21 protein-coding genes and 1 pseudogene are annotated in these 26478 nt (G+C 62.4%); 13 read left to right on the top strand and 9 right to left on the bottom strand.

Annotated elements, in window-relative coordinates:
• Positions 1-64: 64 nt before the first annotated feature.
• Both mazG and XB14_RS09900 read right to left on the bottom strand, forming a co-directional pair.
• The gene (gene mazG / locus XB14_RS09905) at positions 65-898 is read right to left on the bottom strand and encodes a nucleoside triphosphate pyrophosphohydrolase (RefSeq protein WP_077961408.1); all 834 of its coding nucleotides are present in this window, start codon (positions 896-898) and stop codon (positions 65-67) included.
• A 5-nt stretch (positions 899-903) separates the two neighbouring features.
• The gene (locus tag XB14_RS09900; protein ID WP_077961407.1) at positions 904-1491 is read right to left on the bottom strand and encodes a deaminase; all 588 of its coding nucleotides are present in this window, start codon (positions 1489-1491) and stop codon (positions 904-906) included.
• A gap of 232 nt (positions 1492-1723) precedes the next feature.
• Between XB14_RS09900 and cysG the strand changes: the two genes are divergently transcribed.
• The 6 genes and pseudogenes from cysG to XB14_RS09870 all read left to right on the top strand — a co-directional run bounded on the left by cysG (position 1724) and on the right by XB14_RS09870 (position 8449).
• A complete protein-coding gene (gene cysG / locus XB14_RS09895; RefSeq protein ID WP_077961406.1) occupies positions 1724-3184 on the top strand; it encodes a siroheme synthase CysG in 1461 nt (486 codons plus the stop codon).
• A 10-nt stretch (positions 3185-3194) separates the two neighbouring features.
• Positions 3195-3509: a DUF2849 domain-containing protein gene (locus tag XB14_RS09890; protein WP_077961405.1), complete on the top strand. Its 315-nt coding sequence runs from the start codon at positions 3195-3197 to the stop codon at positions 3507-3509.
• Between the two features lie 14 nt (positions 3510-3523).
• Entirely contained in the window at positions 3524-5194 is a 1671-nt protein-coding gene (locus XB14_RS09885) for a nitrite/sulfite reductase (RefSeq protein WP_077961404.1), read from the top strand.
• Positions 5195-5211: 17 nt separating this feature from the next.
• Positions 5212-5712 carry a DUF934 domain-containing protein gene (locus XB14_RS09880; protein WP_077961403.1) on the top strand — a complete coding sequence of 167 codons (501 nt, stop codon included), beginning with the start codon at positions 5212-5214 and terminating at the stop codon, positions 5710-5712.
• Between the two features lie 147 nt (positions 5713-5859).
• Positions 5860-6672 carry a ferredoxin--NADP reductase gene (locus XB14_RS09875; RefSeq protein ID WP_077961402.1) on the top strand — a complete coding sequence of 271 codons (813 nt, stop codon included), beginning with the start codon at positions 5860-5862 and terminating at the stop codon, positions 6670-6672.
• Positions 6673-6929: 257 nt separating this feature from the next.
• Positions 6930-8449: pseudogene (locus XB14_RS09870) on the top strand (acetyl-CoA hydrolase/transferase family protein).
• 69 nt (positions 8450-8518) lie between these two features.
• Here XB14_RS09870 and XB14_RS09865 read toward each other — a convergent pair.
• A complete protein-coding gene (locus XB14_RS09865) occupies positions 8519-9136 on the bottom strand; it encodes a GntR family transcriptional regulator (protein WP_077961401.1) in 618 nt (205 codons plus the stop codon).
• A gap of 370 nt (positions 9137-9506) precedes the next feature.
• Here XB14_RS09865 and XB14_RS09860 point away from each other — a divergent pair, with 370 nt between their 5' ends.
• The 5 genes from XB14_RS09860 (at position 9507) to XB14_RS09840 (ending at position 18021) form a co-directional block, all read left to right on the top strand.
• Positions 9507-10766, top strand: coding sequence for a ferric reductase-like transmembrane domain-containing protein (locus XB14_RS09860; RefSeq protein ID WP_143348314.1), 1260 nt, complete (start codon positions 9507-9509; stop codon positions 10764-10766).
• Positions 10767-10909: 143 nt separating this feature from the next.
• Complete coding sequence (locus tag XB14_RS09855; protein ID WP_179119564.1) at positions 10910-14038, top strand: c-type cytochrome; 3129 nt, start codon at positions 10910-10912, stop codon at positions 14036-14038.
• Positions 14039-14048: 10 nt separating this feature from the next.
• Positions 14049-14948 (top strand): OmpA family protein, encoded by a 900-nt coding sequence (locus tag XB14_RS09850; protein WP_077961399.1) that lies wholly within the window; start codon positions 14049-14051, stop codon positions 14946-14948.
• The gene (locus XB14_RS09845; protein WP_077961398.1) at positions 14945-16495 is read left to right on the top strand and encodes a caspase family protein; all 1551 of its coding nucleotides are present in this window, start codon (positions 14945-14947) and stop codon (positions 16493-16495) included. The genes XB14_RS09850 and XB14_RS09845 overlap by 4 nt, the downstream gene beginning before the upstream one ends.
• Complete coding sequence (locus tag XB14_RS09840) at positions 16492-18021, top strand: caspase family protein (protein WP_077961397.1); 1530 nt, start codon at positions 16492-16494, stop codon at positions 18019-18021. Before XB14_RS09845 ends, XB14_RS09840 begins: the two co-directional genes overlap by 4 nt.
• A 75-nt stretch (positions 18022-18096) precedes the next feature.
• Here XB14_RS09840 and XB14_RS09835 read toward each other — a convergent pair whose 3' ends face one another.
• The 4 genes from XB14_RS09835 to XB14_RS09820 form a co-directional block, all read right to left on the bottom strand.
• Positions 18097-18873, bottom strand: a complete 777-nt coding sequence (locus tag XB14_RS09835) for an amino acid ABC transporter ATP-binding protein (RefSeq protein WP_064816988.1) — start codon at positions 18871-18873, stop codon at positions 18097-18099.
• A 17-nt stretch (positions 18874-18890) separates the two neighbouring features.
• A complete protein-coding gene (locus XB14_RS09830; protein ID WP_077961396.1) occupies positions 18891-20048 on the bottom strand; it encodes an amino acid ABC transporter permease in 1158 nt (385 codons plus the stop codon).
• Between the two features lie 4 nt (positions 20049-20052).
• The gene (locus XB14_RS09825) at positions 20053-21246 is read right to left on the bottom strand and encodes an amino acid ABC transporter permease (RefSeq protein ID WP_077961395.1); all 1194 of its coding nucleotides are present in this window, start codon (positions 21244-21246) and stop codon (positions 20053-20055) included.
• 89 nt (positions 21247-21335) lie between these two features.
• Positions 21336-22361, bottom strand: coding sequence for an amino acid ABC transporter substrate-binding protein (locus XB14_RS09820; RefSeq protein WP_077961394.1), 1026 nt, complete (start codon positions 22359-22361; stop codon positions 21336-21338).
• A 339-nt stretch (positions 22362-22700) separates the two neighbouring features.
• On the opposite strand from XB14_RS09820, the gene XB14_RS09815 reads away from it, so the two are divergent.
• Positions 22701-23891, top strand: a complete 1191-nt coding sequence (locus XB14_RS09815) for a cystathionine beta-lyase (protein WP_077961393.1) — start codon at positions 22701-22703, stop codon at positions 23889-23891.
• Between the two features lie 117 nt (positions 23892-24008).
• Here the strand turns inward: XB14_RS09815 and XB14_RS09810 are convergent, their stop codons facing one another.
• Positions 24009-25175 carry an FAD-dependent monooxygenase gene (locus tag XB14_RS09810; protein ID WP_077961392.1) on the bottom strand — a complete coding sequence of 389 codons (1167 nt, stop codon included), beginning with the start codon at positions 25173-25175 and terminating at the stop codon, positions 24009-24011.
• Between the two features lie 9 nt (positions 25176-25184).
• The gene (locus XB14_RS09805) at positions 25185-25430 is read right to left on the bottom strand and encodes a zinc-finger domain-containing protein (protein ID WP_077961391.1); all 246 of its coding nucleotides are present in this window, start codon (positions 25428-25430) and stop codon (positions 25185-25187) included.
• Between the two features lie 174 nt (positions 25431-25604).
• Here XB14_RS09805 and XB14_RS09800 point away from each other — a divergent pair, with 174 nt between their 5' ends.
• Positions 25605-26390, top strand: coding sequence for an alpha/beta fold hydrolase (locus XB14_RS09800; RefSeq protein WP_077961390.1), 786 nt, complete (start codon positions 25605-25607; stop codon positions 26388-26390).
• The last annotated feature ends 88 nt before the right edge of the window (positions 26391-26478 follow it).

The raw sequence follows: 26478 nt of genomic DNA, 5'->3' as shown, positions 1-26478 counted from the left end.
GATCCACACGCAGCCGGTTTGCTGGCTGCGTGCGGGGGTATCGTAAACATGCGTCCCGACGGCGTTAGCCGAGCTGCCGCTCGATCGCCTTTGCCGCCTGCCAAAGCTCTTCCATCCGCTCCAGCGTCGCTCCGTCGAGCGTCTCGCCGCCGGCTTCAAGCTCGCGCTCGATATGTGCGAACCGTCGACGGAATTTCGTGTTGGTGCCGCGCAGCGCCATCTCCGGGTCGGTGCCGACATGGCGGCCGATATTGACGACGGCGAAGATCAGGTCACCCAGTTCGTCGCTGACCTTGGCACGGTCCTTTTCGCGCAACGCCTGGCGCAATTCGCCGATCTCTTCCTCGATCTTGTCGAGTATAGGTTCGGGCTCCGACCAGTCGAAGCCGACTTTGGCCGCCCGTTCCTGTAGTTTCAGCGCCTCGATCAGGGCCGGAAACGAGCGCTGCACCGAGCCGAGATGGTTGGCGGCGGCGTCGGGAGCAAGACCGCGCTTGGCGCGTTTTTCCTGTCGCTCGGCCTTTTCGGCCTGCTTGATCTCATCCCATTGCAGCTTGACTGCCTCGGGCGTGTCGGCGTCGGATCGGGCAAAGACATGCGGATGGCGGCGGATCATCTTTCGCGTGACCGCCTCGACGACGTCGCCAAAGGCAAAGTCCCCGGCTTCCTCTGCCATCCGGGAGTGGAAGACCACCTGCAGCAGCAGGTCCCCGAGCTCGTCGCAAAGGTCGTGCATGTCGCTACGCTCGATGGCGTCGGCGACTTCATAGGCTTCCTCGATCGTATAGGGCTTGATCGTCTCGAAGGTCTGGACGATGTCCCAGGGGCAGCCGGTCTCTGGCTGGCGGAGCGCCGCCATGATGTCGAGCAGGCGCTTTATGTCGCGTGAAGGTTCCATGGATCTCAGTTCAGTGGAATGGCGTTTTCGTCCTTGCCCGACTGATAGCTGTCGGAAAGGCCCTGATAGCGGGCGCGGATACGGGCGTCCTGGGCGGCAAGGCGGTCACGAGTTTCGGGATCGGCGCCCTTCGAGAGAGCTGCGATCGAGGCCGAGTACCAGAAGGCATTGTCCTTGGCGTAGCCGCCCGGCTCCAGAAGGAAGACCTCTTTCAGGATCTTCAGGTCGTGCGGGATCGCGAACGAGTCGCGGGAATCCTCGTGGCTGAAGAAATAATAGAAATTGTCGAAACCGGCCCAGGTGATGGCCGAAAGGCACATGGAGCAGGGCTCGTGCGTCGACAGGAAGACGAGGTCGCGCGTATCCGGCTTTTCCGCCATCTCGTAGAAACGCTTTAGCGTGTGCACTTCGCCGTGCCAGAGCGGATTTTCCGTCTCGTTGTTGGTTTCGGCGAGCACCAGCGACAGGTCGGACTTGCGCAGGATCGCCGCGCCGAAGACCTTGTTGCCGGCGGCGACACCCTTTTCGGTAAGCGGCAGAATATCCTGCTCGATCACGGTCAAAAGCCGTTCGGCGAGTTCGGGTTTTGTCATGTCATAGGTCTCCGGCAAGTCAGTGACCGCATTTAACGGAGGTTCCCCATGCGGCGCAATGGCCGCGGAAAGAGCAGGTGTTGTGCAGGGCTCGGAGATATTTGCTCAAAATGATGCACCGCCGAGCAAAACAATACGGGACCGGAAAGGCATTGAAATTTCTGTTCCTTCAATTGTCGTGCCGCATGCGGGATATTCGCCGCAGCCTGTAGAAGGAACCGTTTGTCAGACCATGTCGCAGCAGCTCGCCGTTTTCCCCGCATTCTTTCGCGTCGCGCAAAAGCGCGTGGCGGTTTTCGGCAATGGCGACGAAGCCTTTGCCAAGGTGCGGCTGCTGCTGAACACCGAAGCGTCGATCGTCGTCTTCGCCGACGCGCCGGAAGCGGAGTTCGCACAATACCTTCGTGACCGTGGGATCGAACATGTCGCGGCCGCCTTCGCACCCGAGCAGCTCGACGGCGCCATTCTCGTTTTTGCCGCGACCGGCAATGCCGTCGAGGATCAGCGCATCGTCCTTGCAGCGCGTGAACGCAAGATCCCGGCAAATGCCGTCGACCAGCCCGACTTCTGCGACTTCTTCACGCCGGCGCTCGTGAACCGTGCCCCCGTTGCAGTCGCCATCGGGACCGAAGGGGCAGGACCCGTTCTGGCGCAGATGATCCGTGCGCAGATAGATCAGCTGCTGTCCCCCTCGCTCGGCGTCGTTGCTTCGCTTGCCGCGAGCTATCGCGAGGCCGTCGATCGCCTGGTGCCGCGCGGCGTTGCCCGCCGCATGTTCTGGCGCCGGTTTTTCCAGGGGCCGGTGGCAGACAAGGTCGCCGGCGGCGATCTGGCTGCTGCCCGCCGTGAGGCTTCGCGTCTGCTCGATGCGCCCGAGAAGGCGAGGGGCCATGTCTGGCTCGTCGGCGCCGGCCCGGGTGCCGAAGACCTGCTGACGCTGCGCGCCCAGCGCGTGATGATGGAGGCTGATGCGATCGTTTATGATGCGCTGGTGCCGCAGGCGATCGTCGATATGGGCCGCCGCGATGCCGAGCGCCTGTCTGTCGGCAAGCGCAAGGGCTGCCACACGAAGTCTCAAGGTGAGATCAACCAGCTGCTGGTGATGCTCGCTGCCGAAGGCAAGCGCGTCGTTCGTCTGAAGTCCGGCGATCCGCTGGTCTACGGCCGTGCCGGCGAAGAAATGGCGGCACTCCGCGAAGCCGGCATCAGCTATGACATCGTCCCCGGTATCACGTCCGCCTTCGCCGCTGCGGCCGATTTCGAACTGCCGCTGACGCTGCGCGGCGTTGCCTCCTCGCTGGTCTTCACGACAGGGCATGATCTGACTGGCGAAGTCCTGCCCGATTGGGCGCGCCTTGCCGTCTCCGGTGCCACGATTGCCGTCTACATGGGGCGCACGGTCGCCGCGTCGGTTGCCGGCCGCCTGATGGAGGCCGGCCTGCCGGCGGAAACGACCGTCGCCGTCATCGAGAATGCCAGCCGGGCGGACCGCCGCCTGTTGCACGGCACGCTGAAGGACCTGCCGGATCTCGAAAGCCGCAGCGAGCTTTCAGGCCCGGTCATGGTGATCATCGGCGACGCCGTTGCCGGCGCCAATTTCGAGCGCTCCGAGCCGCTCGTTGTCGGCAAGTCGCGCGCTGGCAAGAGAACGGTTGAAGTCGCCCCGGCGCACAACGAACAGATTTTGAATTGAGGAAGAGACGATGGTGAGCAAGGTATTGACGGCAAATCGGCTTTCGGACGGGATCTCCGTCTGGCTGGATGCTGCGGGCAACTGGGGCGAGTCGCTTCAGGATGCGTTCATTGCCCGCCACGCCGAGGCTGTGACGGCGCTTGAAGCCACGGGCAAACAGGCGTTCGATGACAACAAGGTCGTCGATGTGAATGTCGTCGATGTCGAAGAGGTCAACGGTACGCTTCGTCCGCTGCGCATGCGCGAACGCATCCGCGCCGAAGGGCCCTCGATCCCCTATGCTGCCGGCTACAATGGCCTTTCCGGCCCGAAACACGCTGCCTGAGGAACCGATACCCCATGTACCGCTACGATGAATTCGACCACGCCTTCGTTTCCTCCCGCGTCGAACAGTTCCGCGACCAGGTCGAGCGCCGCCTGAGCGGTGAGCTCGCCGAAGACGCCTTCAAGCCGCTTCGCCTGATGAACGGCGTCTACCTGCAGCTTCATGCCTATATGCTGCGCGTCGCCATTCCCTATGGCACGCTGTCGAGCCGCCAGATGCGCATGCTCGCCCATATCGCGCGCAAGTATGACCGCGGCTATGGCCACTTCACCACGCGCCAGAACATCCAGTACAACTGGCCGCGCCTTTCCGACACGCCGGATATCCTCAACGAACTGGCAAGCGTCGAGATGCATGCGCTGCAGACCTCGGGCAACTGCATTCGCAACGTCACGGCTGACCACTTCGCCGGCGCGGCCGCCGATGAGGTAGCCGATCCAAGGCCTTATGCCGAAATCCTCAGGCAATGGTCGAGCGTGCATCCGGAATTCTCGTTCCTGCCGCGCAAGTTCAAGATCGCCGTCACCGGCGCCGAGCGCGACCGCGCCGCGATCCAGGTTCACGATATCGGCCTGCACCTGAAGAAGGATGAGAACGGCCGCCTCGGCTTTGCCGTCTATGTTGGCGGTGGTCAGGGCCGCACGCCGATGATCGCCAAGAAAATCCGCGACTTCCTGCCGGAGGAGGACCTGCTGTCCTACACCACGGCGATCATGCGTGTGTACAACCTGCACGGCCGCCGCGACAACAAGTACAAGGCCCGCATCAAGATCCTCGTACACGAGACCGGCGCCGAAGAATTGTCGCGTCAGGTCGAAGTCGAGTTCGCGGCCCTCAAGGACACCGAGCTGAAGCTGCCGGAGACCGACATCCAGGCGATCTCCACCTATTTCGCGCCGCCGGCTCTCGACAACCGCGCCGAAGGCTGGGAGAGCCTGGCGCGCTGGAAGAAGACCGACAGCGAGTTTGCCCGCTGGGTGCAGCAGAACGTGCAACCGCACAAGCATCCGGATTACGGCATGGTGACGATCTCGCTGAAGCCGATCGGCGGCATTCCGGGTGACGCCAGCGACGCGCAGATGGACGCCGTTGCCGATATCGCCGAGGAATATGCCTTCGACGAGATCCGCGTCAGCCACGAACAGAACCTGATCCTGCCGCACGTGGCGCTGGCCGATCTTGAGCCGGTTTACCGCGCACTGGTCGCCGCCGGTCTCGCGACCGCCAATGCCGGCCTGATCACCGACATCATCGCCTGTCCCGGCCTGGACTACTGCGCGCTTGCCAATGCGCGCTCCATACCGGTGGCGCAGGAGATTTCGACCCGCTTCGGCTCGCCCGAGCGCCAGGCCGAGATTGGCGAGCTGAAGATCAAGATCTCCGGCTGCATCAATGCCTGCGGTCATCATCATGTCGGCCATATTGGCCTGCTCGGTGTCGAGAAGAAGGGTGCGGAACTCTATCAGATCACGCTCGGCGGCTCCGGCGACGAGAACACCTCGATCGGCGAGATCATCGGCCGCGGCTTCGAGCCGGAGAAGGTGACCGACGCCGTCGAGACCATCGTCGACACCTACTTGGGACTGCGCCGCGACGGTCAAGAGACGTTCCTCGAGGCCTATCGCCGCGTCGGCCCGCAACCCTTCAAGGATGCGCTCTACGGCAGCGCGCAGGAAGCTGCCTGAGGCGCTGAGGAACGGACATGACGAAAATCTGGAAGGAAACCGGCTTCGTGGGCGATGATCCCTGGGTCATCGAGACGGAGGAAACCAAGGCAGGCTCGAACGAGAAGGCGATCGTCGGTCTCGACGCCTTCCTCGCCAAGGTCGCAGACAGCGACGAAACCGGTCTCGGCGTGGTCATCACGCCGGCCGACGACGTGACGAAGCTTGCGCCGCACCTTGACCGCCTTGCGCTGGTTGCTGTCGCGTTCCCGGCGTTTAACGACGGCCGCGCCTTCAGCCATGCGTCGCTGCTGCGCTCGCGCCTTGGCTTCAGCGGCGAGGTGAGGGCGGTCGGCGACGTGCTGATCGACCAGATCCCGCTGATGCTGCGCTGTGGTGTCGAAAGCTTTGCCGTCAGCAACGCGACGGCGCTGAAGCGTCTTTCAGAAGGACGCCTGCCGGGCATTGCCGTGCACTACCAGCCGACCGCCAAGCCCTCGACCGACGCTAAATCCTATAGCTGGCGCCGGGTGTCATAGGGTAGAGTTGGCCGCGACAGTGTGAAGCACGCCGAAATCCCCAAAAGCGACTATATTTGGAAGAGATTTCCTTTCAACAAGGCGCAGCTTGGAATATCGGCTTATTGTTGATAGACAGGGTCATCATTTACAGGACTTGTAGCTAAGATGAATGCTCCGGCAAAAACGGAAGATTTCGCGATCCAGGCACCGGCAGGCGTCTACGTCGAGACGGTAACCAGCGTTGAACACTATACGGATCGGCTCTTCCGCTTCCGCATGACCCGCCCTGCCGAATTCCGCTTCCGCTCGGGCGAATTCGCGATGATCGGCCTGATGGTCGGCGACAAGCCGGTCTATCGCGCCTATTCGATCGCCAGCCCCGCCTGGGACGAAGAACTCGAGTTCTTCTCGATCAAGGTGCCGGATGGCCCGCTGACCTCGCACCTGCAAGGGATCAAGCCCGGCGACAAGGTGCTGATGCGCAAGAAGCCGACCGGCACGCTGGTGCTCGACGCGCTCGTTCCCGGCCGCCGGCTCTACATGTTCTCGACCGGCACCGGCATTGCGCCCTTCGCCAGCCTGATCCGCGATCCCGAGACCTATGAGAAATTCGAGGAAGTGATCCTCACCCACACCTGCCGCGATGTCGCCGAGCTGAAATACGGTTTCGATCTCGTCGAGGAAATCCGCAACCACGAATTTCTGAACGAGATCGTCGGCGACAAGTTGCGCCACTACGCGACGGTGACCCGCGAGGATTTCGCCTTCAAGGGACGAATCACCGACCTGATGGTCAACGGCAAGTTCTTCTCCGATCTCGGCCTGCCGCCGCTCGATCCGGCCGTCGATCGCGGCATGATCTGCGGCTCGACGGCGATGCTGAAGGACACCAAGGAAATCCTCGAGGCCGCCGGCCTGACGGAAGGCGCCAACAACAAGCCGGCTGAATTCGTGATCGAACGGGCCTTCGTCGGCTGATCGTTTTTTGTGCAGTTGAGGTTCGAAGGGCGTGCCTTGGGTGCGCCCTTCGTCATTTCTGGCTGAACGCCTGCTGAGCTATGCGCATGCGGTAGCCCCGCCTTTCCAATTCTGCGTACCGCCCGGCGTCTCCAAGAGCTATCGTGCTCCCGCAAATCTTCATAGCGTGCGCACGCAGCCATGCGAAAACAAGCGTACGCCGAACCAAGCCCGCGCCGTCCAGAATGAGCCTCGTGGGCCATTGCTGGGAGTGCCCGATGAGCCGAGTTCCGCAATCCGCCCTGGAAACCAGGATCCGCTGCAAGCCGTTGCGCGACCGCATCGCCACGCCGGAAGACGCGGCTGCGCTGATCAAGGACGGCATGACCATCGGCATGAGCGGTTTCACCAAGGCCGGCGACGCGAAGGCAGTGCCGCTTGCCATGGCCGAGCGGGCGGCCCGGGAGAAGTTTCGCATCACGCTGATGACCGGGGCTTCGCTTGGGCACGACATCGACAAGACGCTGACGGAAGCCGGCGTCCTTGCCAGGCGCCTACCGTTCCAGTCCGATCCGGTTCTGAGGGCCGCGATCAACCGCGGCGAGGTGATGTTCATCGACCAGCATCTTTCGGAAACCGTTGAGCAACTGCGGACCGGCCAGATCAGCCCGATCGACTATGCGGTGGTTGAGGCAGTGGCGATCACCGAGGATGGCGGCATCGTGCCGTCGACGTCGGTCGGCAATTCCGCAAGCTTCGCGATCCTGGCAAAGAAAGTGATCGTCGAGCTCAATCTCAGCCATAGCCCCGAGCTCGAGGGCCTGCACGATATCTATATTCCGGCGAAGCGCCCGAGCCGCACGCCGATCCCGGTCGTCGCCTGCGACAGCCGCGCGGGCTCGCCCTATATCCCCGTCGATCCCGAGAAGATCGTTGCGATCGTCGTCACCGAGAAGGAGGACAGCGCCGCACGCATCTCGCCACCGGATGTCGAGACCACGGCCATCGCCGGCCATCTGATCGGTTTCCTGCAGGAAGAGGTGCGTAAGGGGCGGCTCGACATGACGCTGAACCCGCTGCAGGCGGGCATCGGCGTGATCGCCAATTCGGTCCTGAGCGGCCTTGTCGACAGCCCGTTCCATGACCTGCGCATGTACAGCGAGGTGCTTCAGGACAGCACGATTGAGCTTTTCGAGGCCGGCAAGCTGAGCTTTGCCTCGGCCTCGTCGATGACGCTTTCCAGCGCCTGGGCTGATCGCGTGTTCCGCAACATCCGCGCCTACAAGGACAAGCTGGTGCTGCGGCCGCAGGAGGTGAGCAATCATCCGGAGATCATTCGGCGCCTCGGTGTCATCGGCATCAACACGGCGCTCGAATTCGATATTTACGGCAACGTCAACTCGACCCATGTCGGCGGTCCGACATGATGAACGGTATCGGCGGCTCCGGCGATTTCGCCCGCAACGCCTTCCTGTCGATCTTCGTCGCCAAGTCGGTTGCCAAGGGCGGGGCGATATCGTCTGTCGTGCCGATGGTGTCCCATGTCGACCACACGGAGCACGACGTCGATATTCTGGTGACCGAGCATGGTCTTGCAGATCTGCGCGGCCTGGCGCCGCGGGAGCGCGCACCCGTCATCATCGAAAACTGCTGCCACCCGGCCTATCGGGAGCTTTTGTCGGATTACTTCAATCGTGCGGTCGCCACCCGTGGCGGACAGACCCCGCATATTCTGGAAGAGGCTTTCGACTGGCATGTGCGCCGGCTGAAGACCGGCAGCATGATGCCGACGGCCTGAAGTGTGTTGAAGAAACAACTTTGAAAGCAATCGCTTGCCGTTGTTTCTTCTCGTGCAGGCAAGGTTTCTTCAGGCGTCTGATAGATAGCTCATCAGGTCCGCCATCGCGGCCGACGCGCCTTCAGCGTCGGCCCGCTCGATCGCATCGATCACCGTGACATGGCGGCGGACCGATCCGGCCATCTTTTCAGGCGAGGACGAAGCAAACCAGATGCGGCGCGCATGTGTCTGCAGCGGGGCAAGTGCTGCGGTCAGGAACCGGTTGGGGCAGGCTTCTTCCATCAGTTCGTCGAACACCTTGTCGGCGACGAGAAAGCCCCCCATGTCGCCCGCATCAAGACAGGCGGCCATCTCCGCACCGCAGGCTTTCATCGCGCTTCGCTCCTCGGCGCTTGCGTGCGTTGCGACGAGGGCGGCGGCAAGCGGCTCCAGCTTCTGGCGCGTCTGCATGACATGCACCTGGTCGTCCGGCCGGATCCGGGTGATTTGCAGGCCGACCCGTGGGCGGATCTCCATGAGGCCTTGCCAGGCCAATTTCTGGATCGCTTCGCGAACCGGTGTTCGTCCGAGACCGGCAAGTTCGATCAACTGTCGCTCGGTGACCAGGGCGCCGGGCTCGAGCTTCAACGTGACGATCAGGCGTTCGAGCGCGAGATAGGCGAGGTGAGCCTGGGACTGCGATGACATATCGTTCCTTTGGTTCTGATATATCAGTAACTTGCACAATTTTCGGCGGTGAGGCAAGCGCGCGGCGCCCCGCACCAGAGCAGGTCATGAGGGGATGCTCGCAGGCGCGGACGGAAAAATAAGCGTATGCTTAAAAAATACGGATTTCAAAGGCATGAATAAACGAACCTCACCGGCCGTTCCGATAGGAATCGTGTTGACGAACAGGGAGGTGCTTGCCACTCTCCCAAAAGGGCCGCGCGTGAAAGAGGCGCGAGGGCCGTTGTGGCACAGAGCTTGGTTGCATGTTTCCTTGGTCGGCTGAGATCGAAGGCAACGGGCAGAAGGTGAAGGGCAACAACCGTCAGCCATCGGCGTTGAGGGGCGCAAGGTGCAAGTGGGCGCGTTTCTGGTCTGGTCGTTGATGGCATTTGCGGCGCTGCTGGCCGTGCCGGCGGTCAGTCACACCAATGCATTGACGACGTTCTCGCTGATGGCCTCGTCGGCCGCCTTCGTCGGCATGGCGATTGCTCAGTTCATGGCCGCTCGTCCGCCCTTCGTCGAAGGCCTGTTCGGCGGGCTTGATCGCGTCTATCATTTTCATCGCAGGATCGGCATCTCGGTTCTGGTCCTCATCCTCATCCATTATTTCCTGAAGCCCGATTTCAAGGGCCTGGCGCTGACGAGCGGTCTGAACGAACTCGCTGCGTCCGCCGGAAAATACGCCTTCTACGCTTTCGTCGCTTTGCTCGTTCTCAGCATCGTCAAGGTCATCCCGCGCACGAAGATCGAGATTCCCTACCATCTTTGGCGCTACACGCACCGCTTCATCGGTCTGCTCTTCATGATGGTCGCCTTCCATCAGATGTTCATCAAGCGCCCCTATGACGGCACCGCGCTGCTGGCAGTCTACCTCAACGCCTTCGCGGCCCTTGGCATCCTGAGCTACGCCTATACACAGCTTCTGCCCTGGTTGCGCACGCGCAGCTATGAGGTCTTCGATGTGGCGCGGGAGGATGGGGCGACGGTGATTGCGGCGCGGCCGTTGCGGCGTGCCTTGCGTGCCAGGCCGGGGCAGTTCGGTTTTCTGCGCGTGCTGAAGCCGGGCCTGCGCGAGCCGCACCCGTTCACGATCGCGGGTATCGAGCCCGACGGGGTCGTGCGCTTCGCGATCAAGCCGCTTGGCGATTACACCCAGGCGCTTCGGGACAATATCGCGGTCGGTGACCGGTTGAAGCTTGAGGGCGGTTATGGCCGCTTCAACCATCGCCGCGGCGGCAAGAAGCAGATCTGGCTTGCCGGCGGCATCGGCGTCACGCCGTTCCTGGCGATGGCGCGGCATCTGAAGGGCGACGAGGGGCAGGACATCCACATGGTCTATTGCGTGCGCGACCGGCGCGAGGCGATCGGCCTGGAGACCTTCGAGGGGCAGGCCGGAAGGCTCGGCAACTTCACTTTTGTCCTGCACGACAGTTCCGTGGACGGACGACTGGATGCGGCCAATCTGGTGAGCCGCAGCGCGATCGATCCGGCCGACGCCGATCTCTGGTTTTGCGGCCCGCCACCCCTCAGGGAAGCGATCGTCAAGGGCTTGAAAGATCTTGGCAAGCGACCGAAACGGGTCGAGTTCGAGCGATTTCAGTTTCGATAAGGCAGCAGATTTCAGTAACGATTCTATTGTTTTAGGGAGTAGGTTTCATGTGCGGTCTGCAGAGAAAGCGAGAAGGCGTCTCGCCATTGTCCGGTCTTGGCCGCGGATATTGGGCCGTTTCGTTCGCGGCGCTAGTCACAGTCTTGCTCTGTCCCGCTAGTGCCTCGGCGCGCGATGCCTTCTCTGAGGATGCCTTCTCCACCTACAAGGCCAATGTCGACAACGGCAAATACATGTTCAACGCCGCAGGCTGCGGCGCCTGTCACGGATCCGGTGACAATACGGAACTGCTGTCCGGCGGCATGCAGATGAACACGGCGATCGGCACCTTCTATGCGCCGAACATTTCGCCGCACGCCAATGGCATCGGCGGCTGGACCAATGCGCAGTTTCTGAATGCGGTTCTGGTCGGCCTCGATCGGGAGGGCAACAACCTCTACCCGGTCATGCCCTACACCTCCTATGGCGGGATGAAGCCGGAGGATGCGCTCGACATCAAGGCCTATATCGAGACGCTGCCGCAGACGGATGCGGCATCGAAGGAGCATGAGATCGCGTTCCCCTTCAGCCGGCAGACGACGATCACGCTCTGGAAGCGCAGCCACTTCACGGTGCCGTCCTATCAGCCGCGGGAGGAAACGCAGGCCGAGCGCGGTCGCTATCTGGTCGAGAATATCGGCGGCTGCGGCGATTGCCATACGCCACGCACGACCACCTACGGGCTGGACCTGGAGCGGGCATACCAGGGCGAAAAAGACCTAACCGGTGCGGTAGCGCCCGACATCAGCAAGGCGAAGATGGCGGGTCTTGTTTCGCCCGAGGTCTTTACCAAGGGCCTGATCGACGAAGGCAAGAAGCTCTCGGGCGCGCCGATCAGCGATCCCGTCATGCGGCGGCTCGCCAAGGGGCTGAGTGTTCTCTCAGACGACGATCGCCGCGCCATTTATGCCTTCCTTGCCGATCGTGAAGTGAAGGCCCCGGCGCCGGTGGCGCAGTCGGTCACGGCCGTCTGCAAGGAGAATACGGCGACTGAAGCGCTGGGCGGCGGCAATGCGGTGCTGGCGCAGCAGGCCGATGCCTTCATCGGCAGATACTGCCGCAACTGTCACGGGCCGGGCGAAAGCTCGCAAGGAAGCTATCCGGCCGGCGACCTCGCTTCGATCGCAGCCGACGCCAATTTTGTCGTGCCCGGGGATGCCGCCAAGTCGCGCCTCTACACGACCGTCGTCAGCGGCCGCATGCCGCTCGGCAAGCGCCCGTCTGCCGAAGAAATCAAGGTGCTGGAGGACTGGATCAATTCGCTCAACGAAAGGAGCCTGCCGCAAACCGCTGCCGCCAAGCCGGACCGCTCGCGCCCGATACTGACCTATGACCAGTTCGTCGAGGCGGCGCTCAAGGACATTGCGACCGTCAATGCACTCGACCGTCCCTTCATGCGCTACTTCTCCTATCGCGACCAGTACAACGGCATGATGGGCTGCGAGGACGACCAGACCTTCATGAAGCGCATGGATGTTCTCGCCGGCGGCTTCAAGAAGCTTTTGAATTCTCTGTCCTACGGGCCAAAGCTGGTGCTGCCGGCGGAGGTCGACGGCACCAAAGGGTTGCTGGTGCGTGTCGATCTGCGCGAACTGCAGTGGGACGAGGCAGACTACGATTTCCTCATCAAGCGTTATTTCTATGGCGTTGATCCCGAGAGCGACGCGTCGCTTTCCGCCCTTTCCAGGGAAATGGCGACAACGCTGCCGATCATGCGCGTCGATTGGTTCATGAGCAACGGCGCGCGGCCGGAGATCTACAACCGTCTGATGCGGCTGCCGACCGAGATCAGCGAACTGGAAAAGCGCTTCAACATCGACGCTGCCGAAAACATCCGCCGGCGCAACGTGCTGCGGGCCGGTTTCGCCGACGGCTCCTCCGGTGTTTCCGACCACAACCGCATGCTCGAGCGGCACGACATGCCGTTCGGTGGCTACTACTGGAAGTCCTATGATTTCGGTGGCGACGTCGGCAAGCAGGTGCTGAAGCGATTCCCACACGGGCCAACGGAGCTGGCGCCGCTCGATGCGGGCCTCGTGCCTTTCGAGCACGACGGCGGCGAGATGATCTTCTCGCTGCCGAACGGCCTGCAGGGCTATTATCTCTCGACATCAGCCGGCAAGCAGCTCGATGTTGGGCCGACGACGATCGTGTCGTTCCGCAAGCGGCCGATCGGCAAGGGTGTCGAGATCATCAATGCGCGGTCCTGCGTCGACTGCCATGCCGACGGCATCCTTTCGAAGCGCGATCAGTTGCGCGAGCAGATCGAGACATCGACGCTATTCAGCAAGGACCAGCAGGACGTGCTGCTCGCCATGTATGTGAAGCAGGAGGAACTGGACGAAACCTACCGCAAGGATCGCGAGCGCTTCGTCAACGCGCTGAAGACGCTCGGCGTCACCGAACCGACACCCGATGGTGGCCTCCAGAGCAAGCATGCGCCGGGCGAAGCGGAGATCATCACCTACTTTGCCGACAAATACGAAGACGAGCTCGACTTCGATGCCCTGGCGGCCGAGTTCGACATGACGCCGAAGCAATTCTCGGAAGCGATCAAGCGGGTGACGAATAGCGATGTGCTGCGCCTCGGGCTCGATTGGGTAACGACGCTGGAAGCGGGGGGAACCATTCCGCGCAACGAGCTCGAACAGCAATACGCGTTACTGCTGGAGCCGCTCAGCCAACGCCGCCCGCTCGATACGGCGGCGCTCATCGTGGCCGGTGCCGAGCCGGACGACGCAAAGCCGCAGTCGATCGCGGCCGCGGTTCCCGATTATCGCAAGCAGGATAAAGATTCCGGCACCAAGCTCGAACTGGCGCTGAAGGTGAAATCGACGACGGCCAAGGTCGGCGACGAGCTATCCTTTGAACTCAGGGCCAATCAGGCCTGCGAGTTGCAGATCCTCTATGTCGAGGAGAACGGCAACGTCGAGGTCATCCCGGATGTGATGATCGGCAACACCACGCTTAAGCCGGGCGAGCGGCGCCTGATCCCGCAGCCGGGCACGGGCACGCTCACCTTCGACACACCTGCGCCCGCCGAAACCATGCTGGCCTTCTGTCGGACCGGCGGGCTCGGCGACCAGAAGCTGACGGTGGAGAAGGCACGCGAATATGTGGCGACGTCGCGGTTGCCGCCGACACGGGGACTGGCGATCAACCTGGCCAAGCGGGCGCAAGGCGATGCCGGTGCCAGCAGTGTCCAGATGGTGACGTTCGAGATCAAGGATTGATGGTCGAGTGATGGTTCAGCTACGAGCATTTCTCCTCGCTTCGGCGGTTCTGGCGGTCTTCATCGCGCCGGCCAAGGCCTGCGATGGCCTTCGCCTGGCTTCCGAGGCGCTGAACCGCGCCGACGAAGCCGGCATCAAAGTGGCGGCAGATCCCGCAAACATGAAGGGCTGCTCGGCCACCGAGATCGCGTTGACCCGGCGTGTCGCAGCACTCGCGACCTTCAATCGTGTCGCAGCGGCCGTGGGGCAGGGCGCCAAGCTTGAGACCTTCGAAGCGGAACTGACGGCGGCAAGCCGCGACGCCGGTGGCCCCTGGCAGATCCTCGATGCGCTCGGCGACATCAAGCGCGAGCGCAAGGATTACGACGCGGCTGCCACCTCCTATCAGCAAGCGCTGGAAGATGCGGCAAACGAGGAGCTGACGCCGGATTGGATGGCGCCGGACAAGGCCTATATCGAGCGGCTGGACCGCCTGGCTTCGGAAATGCGGCTCGCGGCAACCAGGCCGGTCAAGCTCGCCGCGCGCGGCGCCTGCAAGTTCTCCTATCGCGGTGTTTCGATCCGCAAGAAGGCGACGCCGGTGCGCTACGTCTTCGGCACGGCCGAGTTTACGCCCGAAGGTCTCGAGTCGGCCAAGGACCTGTTCGAGTGCCTGAAGTCGGCGAAGCCGGCCGCGATCACCCTGATTGGCCACACCGATCCGGTTGGAACCGCTGAGGCGAACATGGCGCTCTCCGTCGCCCGTGCAAAAGCGCTGGCTCAGTATCTCGTCGACGCCGGCTATCCCGGCACCTGGACCGTGGTCGGCAAGGGCGAGGACGAGCCGTTCAAGCCGGACGATCCGAGCGCCTATAGCGAGGAGATGCTGCACCAGCTCGATCGCCGGGTGGAAGTGGACGTGGGAAAATGACGGTGCTGCGCGAGATCGTCTTTGTGGCAACTCTGTTCGCCTTGCCCGTGGCTCCGGCCATCGCCGCGACCTCGGCGCTGGTCGTCGGGATCGATTCCTATCCGCACGAAGTAAGCCTCGATGGAGCTGTTCGCGACGCGCTCGACGTCACGCAGGCGCTGAAGGCAGCCGACGTCGGCCCGATCCGCCAGTTCATCAATGAACAGGCGACCAAGGATGCGATCCGTGAGGCTTGGGTGGAACTTGTGGCGGCCGCCGAGCGCGGCGACACGATCCTCTTCACCTATGCCGGCCATGGCGCGCAGATGCCGGAGCTGATCGCCGGCAGCGAGGAGGACGGGCTTGACGAATTCCTGGAGCTGCCGGGCTTCGACCGGGCGCGTGCGGAGGAGACGGCAAGCGAAATCATTGTCGACAACGAGCTCAGCGCCTGGTTTGCCGAAGCCGAGGCTAAAGGCATTCACGTGCTGTTCGTCTCCGACAGTTGCTATTCCGGCGGTATGAACCGGTCCATTTCCGGAAAGACGCGACTGGCGCCGATGGTCCGCGCCAAGGTGCCGCCACCGTCCAAGGAGGCGATTTCCGGCGCCAAGGTGAGAGATGCGGAGCTGTCGCAGGTGACGATCCTGGCCGCGTCGCTCGAAAGCCAACCGACGCCGGAGGTGGTGATCGGCGGCGAGCCGCGTGGCGCGCTTAGCTGGAGTTTTGCCCGTGCCCTTGAGGGCGCCGCCGATCGCGATGGCGATGGCCGGATTTCGCGCGTCGAACTCGAAGACTACGTGTTTTCCAACGTCAAGCTGCAATCGGAAGCCTTGCAGGTGCCGAACTTCACGCCGCAGCTGCCGCGGTCCGACAAGGAGATCGTGCTGCCCCTGCCGCGCAGCGCCAAGGTCGCCGGCGCGGAAACGGCAAGCGGGAAGTCTGCACTGAAGTCGCCGCGCCATCTCGGATGGACGGGCAGGTTGCCGTTGAGCGTCGTCGGTCAAATGCCTGGTCTTGCCAATGTCGGTGGTGAAGGTCTGCCCTACCGGTGGGAGGCGGCGTCCGGTGTGTTCTATACGCCGAACGGCGATGTTGCCGGCGAGCACGTTGCACCGGACATGGTTCAGCGCGTCGTCGACAAGTTCATCCTCGTCGATTTCCTGAAGGCGATGGCGGCGCAAAGCCCCGGAACGGTATCGCTGAAGCCTGTCAAGGATATCTACCTTGCCGGCGATCGGCTGACATTCGAGGCCGATCAGGGCCGCTACGCAAACATGCTGGTTTTCAATCTGGCGAACACCGGCGAGGTGCAGCTGCTCGACGTGCAGATCGCCGGACGCGGCAGCCACACCTTCAGCCTTCAGGGGCTGGAGGTGGTGAAACCATTCGGCGCCGATCACCTCGTGGTGATTTCGACCGACGCGCCGATCGATGCCATCGCCGCTGCCTTCTCCAATTCCAGCCTCGATGGAGCGTCGCTGCTGCGGCTGCTGGAAACCCGGTTGGAAGGCAGCGACAGCACCATCGCGATCCAGCCGCTGTATACGAGGGGGCAAGGCCAATGAGCGGGCGCGGCAACAGGTGGTTTTCGCGTCTGGGCGCGCTCGTCTGTGTAACGGCGCTTGCCGCTCCGGCCCTGGCGGCTGACCGAGCCTTGCTCATCGGGGTCGGCAATTACGAGAACCTGCCGGCAAGGTTCGTGCTGAACGGTCCGCGGAATGATCTTCGGGCAATGCAAGCGCTCCTGACGGATCGGCTCGGTTTCGATGCGTCGTCCATCCGCGTTTTGCAGGATGAACAGGCGACGCGGGCGGAGATTCTTGCATCGATGAACACCTGGCTCGTCGATGGGACCAAGCCGGGCGATCGAGTCTATCTCTATTTCTCCGGCCACGGCCTGCAGGTGAAAGATACAGATGGCGACGAGGCGGACGGACTCGACGAAGCTCTGGCGCCGTTCGACATCGCCGAGGGCGGGACCGATTGGCAAGGGGCGATCCTCGACGACGAGGTCGACGGGATGCTCGGGCGCCTGAACGGGCGGGCAGTCACCATGGTAGTCGATGCCTGCTATTCCAGTGCGGTCTCGCACTTACGTGTCGAAGATAGCGCAGCGGGCATCGAAGGGGCACGCTTCCTGCCGCGCCCGGGTGCCAAGCCGGTCGAACAGGCGCTGACTCGTGGCATCAGGATCGACCTCGCGGTCATCGACAAACCGCAACTGGTGGACGCCGGTGTGACGGCCTGGAGTGCGGCTGCCCCTTATCAGGTGGTCTGGGACGACGTGCGGCTTCCCGCGCCGGATCGCCATGGCGTATTCACATCCGCTTTCATTGCCGGTCAGATGGATAGTTCTGCCGACGGGAACGGCAACGGGCTGACGAGCAACGCCGAATTGCTCGAGTTCGTGAAGGCGCAGTCGAGCGCCTACTGCGCGTCGCAGGACATGTGCGGCAATCTCGATCCGCAGTTGGAGATCAAGGCGCAAACGCTGGGCGACAGCGTCGTTGCGCCGGACGGCGCCGCTGCCGGCGGCGGCGGGCAGGGGATCTATCAACCGGCAAGCAGCGAGAGCGCGGCGCACCTGGCCTACCAGGATGCCAACGCCATCGACGCCGTCAGCGATATCGTCGGCAAGACCGAAAACGGCGACGTCGAACTCTCGATCGATCGTCCGACGACGATGAAGGCCGGTGAGGTTTTCAAGCTGACCGTCACCAGCCGAAGCGGCGGCGACCTTCTGCTTTTCGATGTCGGCGCCCGCGGAAAGGCGACGCAGATTTTTCCGAACGAATTCGCCCGGACGATCACGCCGCTTGCCCCCGACGTGCCGCTGACGCTGCCGGACGACTATTACGGCTTCGATTTCGAGGCTTCGGGCGAGGGGGAAAGCGTCTTCGTCGCGCTTGTCGTCAGTGACGCCGTCGATCTGAGCGAGGTCGCGCCGAAAGAACGAGGCCTCAAGGTCGAGTTGAATGCCCGCGAAACCTTGGGCGAGGTTGTCGCGCGGCTGCAGAAGACCTGGACGGATGATCTCGACAGGCGCGGCATACGCTGGTCCATAGGCACGCTGCCCTACCGGGTGGAATGAACCGAAGCTCCTGGCAGACGACAGCAAAAAGCCCGCCTCGATGAGGCGGGCTTTGTCATGAGGCTGCAGCCGATCCTAGTGCAGGATCTGGCTGAGGAACAGCTTGGTGCGCTCGTGCTGCGGATTGTCGAAGAACTCGGCCGGCGAGTTCTGCTCGACGATCTGGCCCTGGTCCATGAAGATCACGCGGTTGGCGACCTGGCGGGCGAAGCCCATTTCGTGGGTCACGCACAGCATGGTCATGCCTTCTTCGGCGAGCGACACCATGGTGTCGAGCACTTCCTTGACCATTTCCGGGTCGAGCGCCGAGGTCGGCTCATCGAAGAGCAGGATCTTCGGCTTCATGCACAGCGAGCGGGCGATCGCCACGCGCTGCTGCTGGCCGCCCGAGAGCTGGCCCGGATACTTGTTGGCCTGCTCGGGGATCTTGACGCGCTTCAGGAAGTGCATCGCGATTTCTTCGGCCTGCTTCTTCGGCATCTTGCGCACCCAGATCGGCGCAAGCGTGCAGTTTTCGAGGATCGTCAGGTGCGGGAAGAGGTTGAAGTGCTGGAATACCATGCCGACTTCGCGGCGCACTTCATCGATCTTCTTGAGGTCGTTGGTGAGTTCGATGCCGTCGACGACGATCTTGCCCTTCTGGTGCTCTTCGAGGCGATTGATGCAGCGGATCATCGTCGACTTGCCGGAGCCAGACGGGCCGGCAATGACGATACGCTCGCCTTTCATAACCTTCAGGTTGATGTCACGAAGGACGTGGAAGTCCCCGTACCACTTGTTCATTCCAGTGATTTCGACTGCGACATCCGTTGCGGATACGGTCATTTTGGAAGCAGTGGCTGCGTTTGCCATGCGATCCTCCCCTCATTTTATCGTTTATGGGCCGTGTCGAGCACGCGTTCCATGAAACCTGAATAGCGCGACATACCAAAGCAGAAAAGCCAGAATATGAAGCCGGCGAAAATTAGCCCCGAGATCGGCGTCACCGACGAGGCCCAGTTGGCATCGGTAAAGTTGAAGCGAACGATGCCGAGCAGGTCGAACATGCCGATGATCGAAACCAGCGACGTATCCTTGAAGAGGCCGATGAAGGTGTTGACGATGCCGGGGATCACCAGCTTCAGCGCCTGCGGCAGCACGATGAGGTTCATCTTCTGCCAGAAGCTGAGACCGAGGGAATCGGCGCCTTCATACTGCCCCTTTGGAATGGCCTGCAGGCCGCCGCGCACCACTTCGGCCATGTAGGCGGAGGCAAAGAGCGACACGCCGATCAGTGCGCGCAGGAACTTGTCGAAGGTGACGCCCTGCGGCAGGAACAGCGGCAGCATGACGCTCGCCATGAACAGCACCGTGATCAGCGGAATGCCGCGCACCAGTTCGATGAAGGCGGTGCAGAGCATCTTGATCACAGGCATGTGCGATCGCCGCCCCAGTGCCAGGAGAATACCGAGTGGCAACGATACGGCGATGCCCACGAACGACAGGATAAGCGTCACCATCAGGCCGCCCCAGAGCGGCGTCTCGACGAATGTCAGCCCAAACCAGCCGCCAGGAAGCAGGATCAAGGAGATGAGCGGCAGAACGGCGAAAAGCAGGATGGCGTTGATGCCCTTGTAAGGAACCTTCGGTATCGCCATCGGCACGAGGAAAAGAATAAAGAGAATGCCGACCAGCGTCGGTCTCCAGCGTTCCTCGAGCGGATAGCGGCCGTAGACGAACTGGTCGAGCTTCGCATTGACGAAGGCCCAGCACGCTCCGCTCCAGCCTTCCGGCTGGCTACCGCCTTGTGCAACCGTGGCGCAGACACCACGGCCTCCGCCGGTCCAGGCGGCGTCAAGGAACAGCCACTGGATCGCCGGCGGCAGGAACCACGCGAGCGCAAGTGCGCCGATGATCGTAAGCACGGTATCCTTCGGCGTGGCGAAAAGGTTCACGCGCAGCCAATGGACGATGCCGCCTTCTGCAATCGGCGGAGGGGAACCCTCGATCATCGAGGCGCGGACGAAAGTTGCCTGGTGTGTGTTCATGATCTTATCTCTCCACCAGGGCCATGCGGGCATTGAACCAGTTCATGAACAGCGACGTCGCGAGGCTCAGCGACAGGTAGACGACGATCCAGATCGTCACGATCTCGATCGACTGCCCTGTCTGGTTGAGGATCGTGCCGCCGACGGCGACAAGATCCGCGTAACCGATCGCGACGGCAAGCGACGAGTTTTTGGTCAGGTTCAGATACTGGCTGGTAAGCGGTGGAATGATGATCCGGAGCGCCTGAGGAACCACCACGAGGCGCGTCGTCAGGCCGGGCCGGACACCGAGCGCATGCGCGGCTTCGGTCTGGCCCTTGGATACGCCGCGAATACCGGCCCGCACGATCTCGGCGATGAAGGCGGCGGTGTAGAACGAGAGCGCCAGGAACAGCGACAGGAACTCCGGTCCGATGACCGAGCCGCCGGTGAGGTTGAATTTGCCGGCGATGGGGACGTCGAACGTGATCGGCGATCCCGTGGCGAGGAAGACCAACAACGGCAGACCGATGATCAGGCCAAGAGACGTCCAAAGAACCGGGAAACGCTGTCCGGTGGCCTCCTGCTTCTTGCGCGCATAGCGTGCCAGGAGGAAGCTGGCGACGATCGCGAGGACAAAGGCAAGAACCGTGTACAGCGAACCGTCGCCAAAGATCGGCTTCGGAAAGGCAAGGCCGCGGTTGTTGAGAAACATGTTGAGCGGCAGGGCGGCCGATTCACGCGGCTGCGGCAGGATCGCCAGAACGCCGCTGTACCAGAAGAAGATGACCAGTAGCGGCGGGATGTTGCGGAAGATCTCGACATAGGCGAGCGACAGCTTGGCGATCAGCCAGTTGTGCGACAGGCGGCCGATGCCGACGGCAAAGCCGATGATAGTGGCGGTGAAGATGCCGCAGACAGCCACCAGCAGCGTATTGAGCAGACCGACGATGAGCGCGCGCTGATAGGTCGAATCGCTGGTATAGGCGATCAGCGACTGTCCGACGTCGAAACCGGCGCGCCCATTCAGGAAATCGTAGCCGGAAGCGATATTCGCCCGTTTGAGGTTCTCGATCGTGTTGTCGGCCACCCAATAGACGAAGGCCGCGAGAACGACGAGGGTGAGTACCTGATAGAAGATCCCGCGGACCTGCGGGTCATTGATGATCGACCCCGACGGTTTCGTTTTCTCAGGCGTAGTTGTGACGCCAATCGCCATGCAATGCCTCTTTCCCCTTATCACCCTTTGGGTGTTTTTATAGTTGGGATGGGGAAGCGGTGACCCGCTTCCCCAGTCTTGGAATGAACTTAGCGGACCGGCGGAGCGTACTGGATGCCGCCCTTGCTCCACAATGCGTTGAGGCCGCGCTCGATCTTGAGCGGGCTGCCAGCGCCGATGTTGCGATCGAAGACTTCGCCGTAGTTGCCGACGGCCTTGATGATGTTCACGGCCCATTCGTTGGTCAGGCCGAGGTCAGTGCCGATCTTGCTGTCAGCTTCGACGCCGAGGAAGCGCTGAACGTCCGGGTTGGCGGACTTCTTCATTTCTTCGACGTTGGCCTGGGTGATACCGAAATCTTCGGCCTGGATCAGCGCGTAGTGAACCCAGCTGACGATATCGAACCACTGGTCGTCACCCTGGCGCACGGCCGGGCCGAGCGGCTCCTTCGAGATGATTTCCGGCAGGATCATGTGATCGTCCGGCTTCGACAGCGTCAGACGCAGCGAATAAAGGCCGGACTGGTCGGTCGTGTAGACGTCGCAACGGCCGGCGTCGTAGGCGGCGTTGACTTCTTCAAGCTTTTCGAAAACGACCGGGTTGTACTGCAGGTTGTTCGACTTGAAGTAGTCGGCCAGGTTGAGTTCGGTGGTGGTGCCCGTCTGCACGCAGACAGCCGCGCCCGAAAGCTCCAGCGCCGATTTGACGTTCAGGCCCTTGCGAACCATGAAGCCCTGGCCGTCATAGTAGTTGACCGGGCGGAAGTTGAAGCCGAGCGCGGTGTCGCGGTTGATCGTCCAGGTGGTGTTACGCGCAAGTACGTCGACTTCGCCCGACTGCAGCGCCGGGAAGCGTTCCTTGGCGGAGGTCGGCGTGTACTTCACCTTGCTGCCATCCGCGAAGATCGCGGCGGCGATTGCCTTGCAGTAGTCCACGTCGAAGCCGCTCCAGTTGCCCGAAGCGTCCGGCGCTGCGAAGCCGGCAAGGCCGGTGTTCACGCCGCACTGAACAAAGCCCTTGGCCTTGACGTCATCAAGAGTAGCGCCCGAAGCCGCCTGTGTGCCAATCCCCATGACAGCAGCGCCAACGAGAGCTGTCAGAATTCTTTTTGCCATTTTTAGAACCTTTTTCTGTTGTCGTTAGTTCCAGTCTGCACCGGCGCGTCTCCTAGCGCGGTGAGCCTCCGCCACCCTCCTGGCGCGAGTGTCGGCTATCTCATGCTCAAATTCCATGAGGGTCAAGAGAGGCCGCCGATTTTCTGGTTTTGCATGTGAAAAACTCGAAGCAAGCCAGAAAGTTAGGCAGATTTTGGGGGTGAAGAGCACGCTCTGGCGGAAAAATCGTCAAAAGCGGCCCCGCAACGGCCAAAACGACACTCCATGATTTTGCCACTTGACCGCGGTTGTGGCTCGTTCGAAGAGTTTCGCATTCGAAATCTAGAAGCGGAATGTGCAATGGCAGACAGTGGCAATGTGAACGGCAAGGCAGGAATCAACACGCGTCTCGCCCACAGCGGTAACAATCCCTCCGACTATTTCGGCTTCGTCAATCCGCCGGTGGTACATGCGTCCACCGTGCTGTTCCCGAACGCCAAGACCATGGAGACGCGGGCGCAGAAATACACCTATGGCACCCGCGGAACACCGACGACGGATGCGCTCTGCGACGCAATCAACGAACTCGAAGGTTCCGCCGGAACGATCCTCGTTCCCTCGGGTCTGGCCGCCGTCACGGTGCCGTTCCTCGCCTACCTCTCGGCCGGCGACCATGCCTTGATTGTCGATTCGGTTTACTTCCCGACGCGCCACTTCTGCGACACGATGCTGAAGCGTCTTGGCGTCACGGTCGAATATTACGATCCGATGATCGGTGCGGCGATCGAGAGCCTGATCCGTCCGAACACGCGTCTGGTGCACACGGAAGCGCCGGGATCGAACACATTCGAAATGCAGGATATACGCGCCATTGCCGATGCCGCCCATCGTCACGGCTGCATCGTCACCATGGACAATACCTGGGCGACGCCTATCTATTTCAAGCCGCTCGATCACGGCGTCGACGTGTCTATCCATGCGGCGACCAAGTATCCGTCCGGCCACTCGGACGTCCTCTTCGGCACCGTTTCGGCCAATGCCGAGCACTGGCCGGCCCTGACCGAGGCGATGGTGACACTCGGCGTCTGCGTTTCGCCCGATGACAGCTACCAGATCTTGCGTGGCCTCAGGACCATGGGCATCCGCCTCGAGCGCCACCAGGAAAGCGCACTGACGCTGGCAAAGTGGCTGGAGACGCGCGACGAAGTGGCTCGCGTCCTGCATCCGGCACTGCCGAGCTTCCCGGGCCACGAGCTCTGGAAGCGCGATTTCACCGGCGCAAGCGGCATCTTTTCCTTCGTTCTGAAGGCGGAAAGTCCCGACCGTTTCAAGGCCAAGGCGCACGCCTTCCTCGATGCGCTGAGACTGTTCGGGCTAGGCTACTCCTGGGGTGGTTTCGAAAGCCTCGCGCTCCATGTCGGGCTTGGTGACCGCAAGGTCGCGCTGGCACCGACGGAAGGACCGGTCCTGCGCCTGCAGATCGGCCTTGAGGATGTGCCTGACATCCGCCGCGACATCGAAGCGGGACTGGCTGCGGCGAACGCCGTTTGACGAAGGCAATGCAAGGCGCCGCAGTCATCTCTCTGCGGCGTTCTGCTTTTCTGGTGTTGGTCCTGCCGGGCGAGCCGAAGCTTGAACGGGCCAATCACGGCGGACGACGACTGGTTCTCAGCGCTCTGGCGCCCCGTAGCCGTATAGCCAGTCGAGGTCGGCCGCGAGTGCGTCGGGGCCCTTGAATTTCAGCACCATGTCGCGGCCGATGCGGACCGGGCCGCGGGCGTGATAGGCGAAATGGTTGAACGCCGCCCTGCGGCGGACACGTGCGATGCGCGGCCGGCGAAGGGTCTCGAATTTCTGCAACGCATCCGGGACGCTGGTGTTTTCAGACAGGCAAGCTGCAAGCGCATACGCGTCCTCGATCGCCATGGCCGCGCCCTGCGCCGCAAAGGGCGTCATCGCATGGGCGGCGTCGCCGATCAGCACGGTCTTCCGCCCATCCTGCCAGGCGCCGTCGTCGACGGTGCAGAGCGGCCAGTAGGTGGGCGCCACGGCTTTATCGAGAAGCGAGCGGATGCCGGCGTTCCAGCCCGAGAAGGCGTTCAGGCAATCCTGGCGTCGCGCGTCAGAATCCTTTCCGACCCATAGAGCGTCGGTCTCCTTGCCCTCGATGATCGCGACGAGATTGAAACCGCCGACTTCCCGCAAGGGGTAGGCGACGAGATGAGCGCGAGAGCCGAGGAAGGCGGTGACCTGCTCGTGGTTGAGCAGGCCTGCTGCCATGTCGCCCGCAAGCGTCATGCGCCAGGCTATGTTGCCGGAGAACCGGACGCGACCGGCGCCGGGTACGGCCTCGCGCAGCCGCGACCAGATGCCGTCGGCGCCGATAACGACGTCCGGGTTGCGCCCCGTCACATCTGCGATCGGCTGTTCCCCGGGCTTGTCGATCTGGCATCCGAGGTGGAGCCGGCAGCGCGGTTCCGATTGAACGGCGGAGAGCAGGATTTTCTGGAGGCTGGCGCGGTGGAGAACGGCATAGGGCGCATGCCAGCGGCGGCGCGCGAAGTTTCCGGCCGATACGCTGGCTAGCGGGCGCAAGGAGCGGCCGTCAACAAGACCGATGCGCTCGGGTTCTGTCCATACGCCCTCGAGCTGCGGCAGCAGGCCGAGCTCGATGAGGATGCGTGAGGCGTTCGGCGAGAGTTGCAGGCCGGCGCCGACCTCGGTCAGCGCCGTCGCCCGCTCGATGATATCGACCTCGAAGCCGCTTCGGGCAAGGCAGAGCGCAGCCGTGAGCCCGCCGATGCCGGCGCCGATGATCGCGACCGGGCGCGACATCGCGGCTTATCAGGCAGCTTTATGGGCGAAAAGACAGCCGGGGGGATTCGTTTCCGTCGCCTTCAGCTTCGGATTGTAGCGGTAGAGCGTGGAGCAGTAGGAGCAGACCTTCTCGCTGTCGTCACCCATGTCGATGAAAATGTGCGGGTGATCGTAGGGAATGGATGCGCCGGTGCACATGAATTCCTTGACGCCGATTTCGATTGCCTGATGTCCGCCGTCATTCTGGAAATGCGGGATGCTGTGGCCGGCCATGTCATGCTCCGATGAATGCAAGTCTGAAAGGTCAAATTTGGCGGCACCATAGTCAGCTTTGCCGGAAATGTGTAGCGGCAAAGCTGCCGCAGCTGTGGTTTTTGCCGGTGCGGGGTTTCGCCCGCCGGAGCGACGAACTAGGTTGCGCCGGATCGATATGCCGAGGATGAAAAGATGGATCTCACCCCGCCGCCGTTTTCCCGTTTCAATCATGACGGTCTGGAGATCGCCTTCTTCGATGAGGGCGACCCGTCCGGCGCGCCCATCCTGCTCATCCACGGCTTTGCCTCCAGCGCCAACGTCAACTGGGTGTTCCCGGGCTGGCTGAAGACGCTCGGCGATGCCGGCTACCGGGTCATCGCTCTCGACAATCGCGGCCATGGCAAAAGCAGCAAGCCCTACGATCCGGAGCTCTATCATCCGCAGCAGATGGCGGGCGACGCCGCCGCGCTGCTCCGGCATCTCGGGATCGCCGAGGCCCATGTGATGGGCTATTCGATGGGCGCGCGTATCTCCGCCTTCCTGGCGCTCGCATATCCCGACCGCGTACGTTCGCTGGTCTTCGGCGGCCTCGGCATCGGCATGGTGTCTGGAGTAGGGGATTGGGACCCGATCGCCGATGCTCTGGTGGCGCCGTTGCTGGCTGACGTGAGCCATGCGCGCGGCCGCATGTTCCGTGCCTTCGCCGACCAGACCAAGAGCGACCGGCAGGCGCTTGCGGCGTGTATCTCGACCTCCAGGGATCTGCTGACGCCGCAGGACATGGCGCGCATCGAACAGCCGACGCTGATCGGTGTCGGGACGACCGACGATATCGCCGGATCGGCGCAGGAACTGGCGGCGCTGATGCCGCATGCGCGCGCGCTCGACATTCCCGGCCGCGACCATATGCTCGCCGTCGGCGACCGGGTTTTCAAGAAAGCGGTGCTCGAATTTCTGGCCGAGATCGATCGCGCCTAACGGATCGTCATTGCCGGCAGACGCCATTTAAGTCACGCCTGATTTCCCCTATAGTGATGACAGGCACGGACAAGGAAGGAGAGCGACG

It is taken from the genome of Ensifer adhaerens, from assembly GCF_002007205.1.
Taxonomy (GTDB): domain Bacteria; phylum Pseudomonadota; class Alphaproteobacteria; order Rhizobiales; family Rhizobiaceae; genus Ensifer; species Ensifer adhaerens_D.
This window is presented reverse-complemented; position numbering and strand designations above follow the sequence as displayed.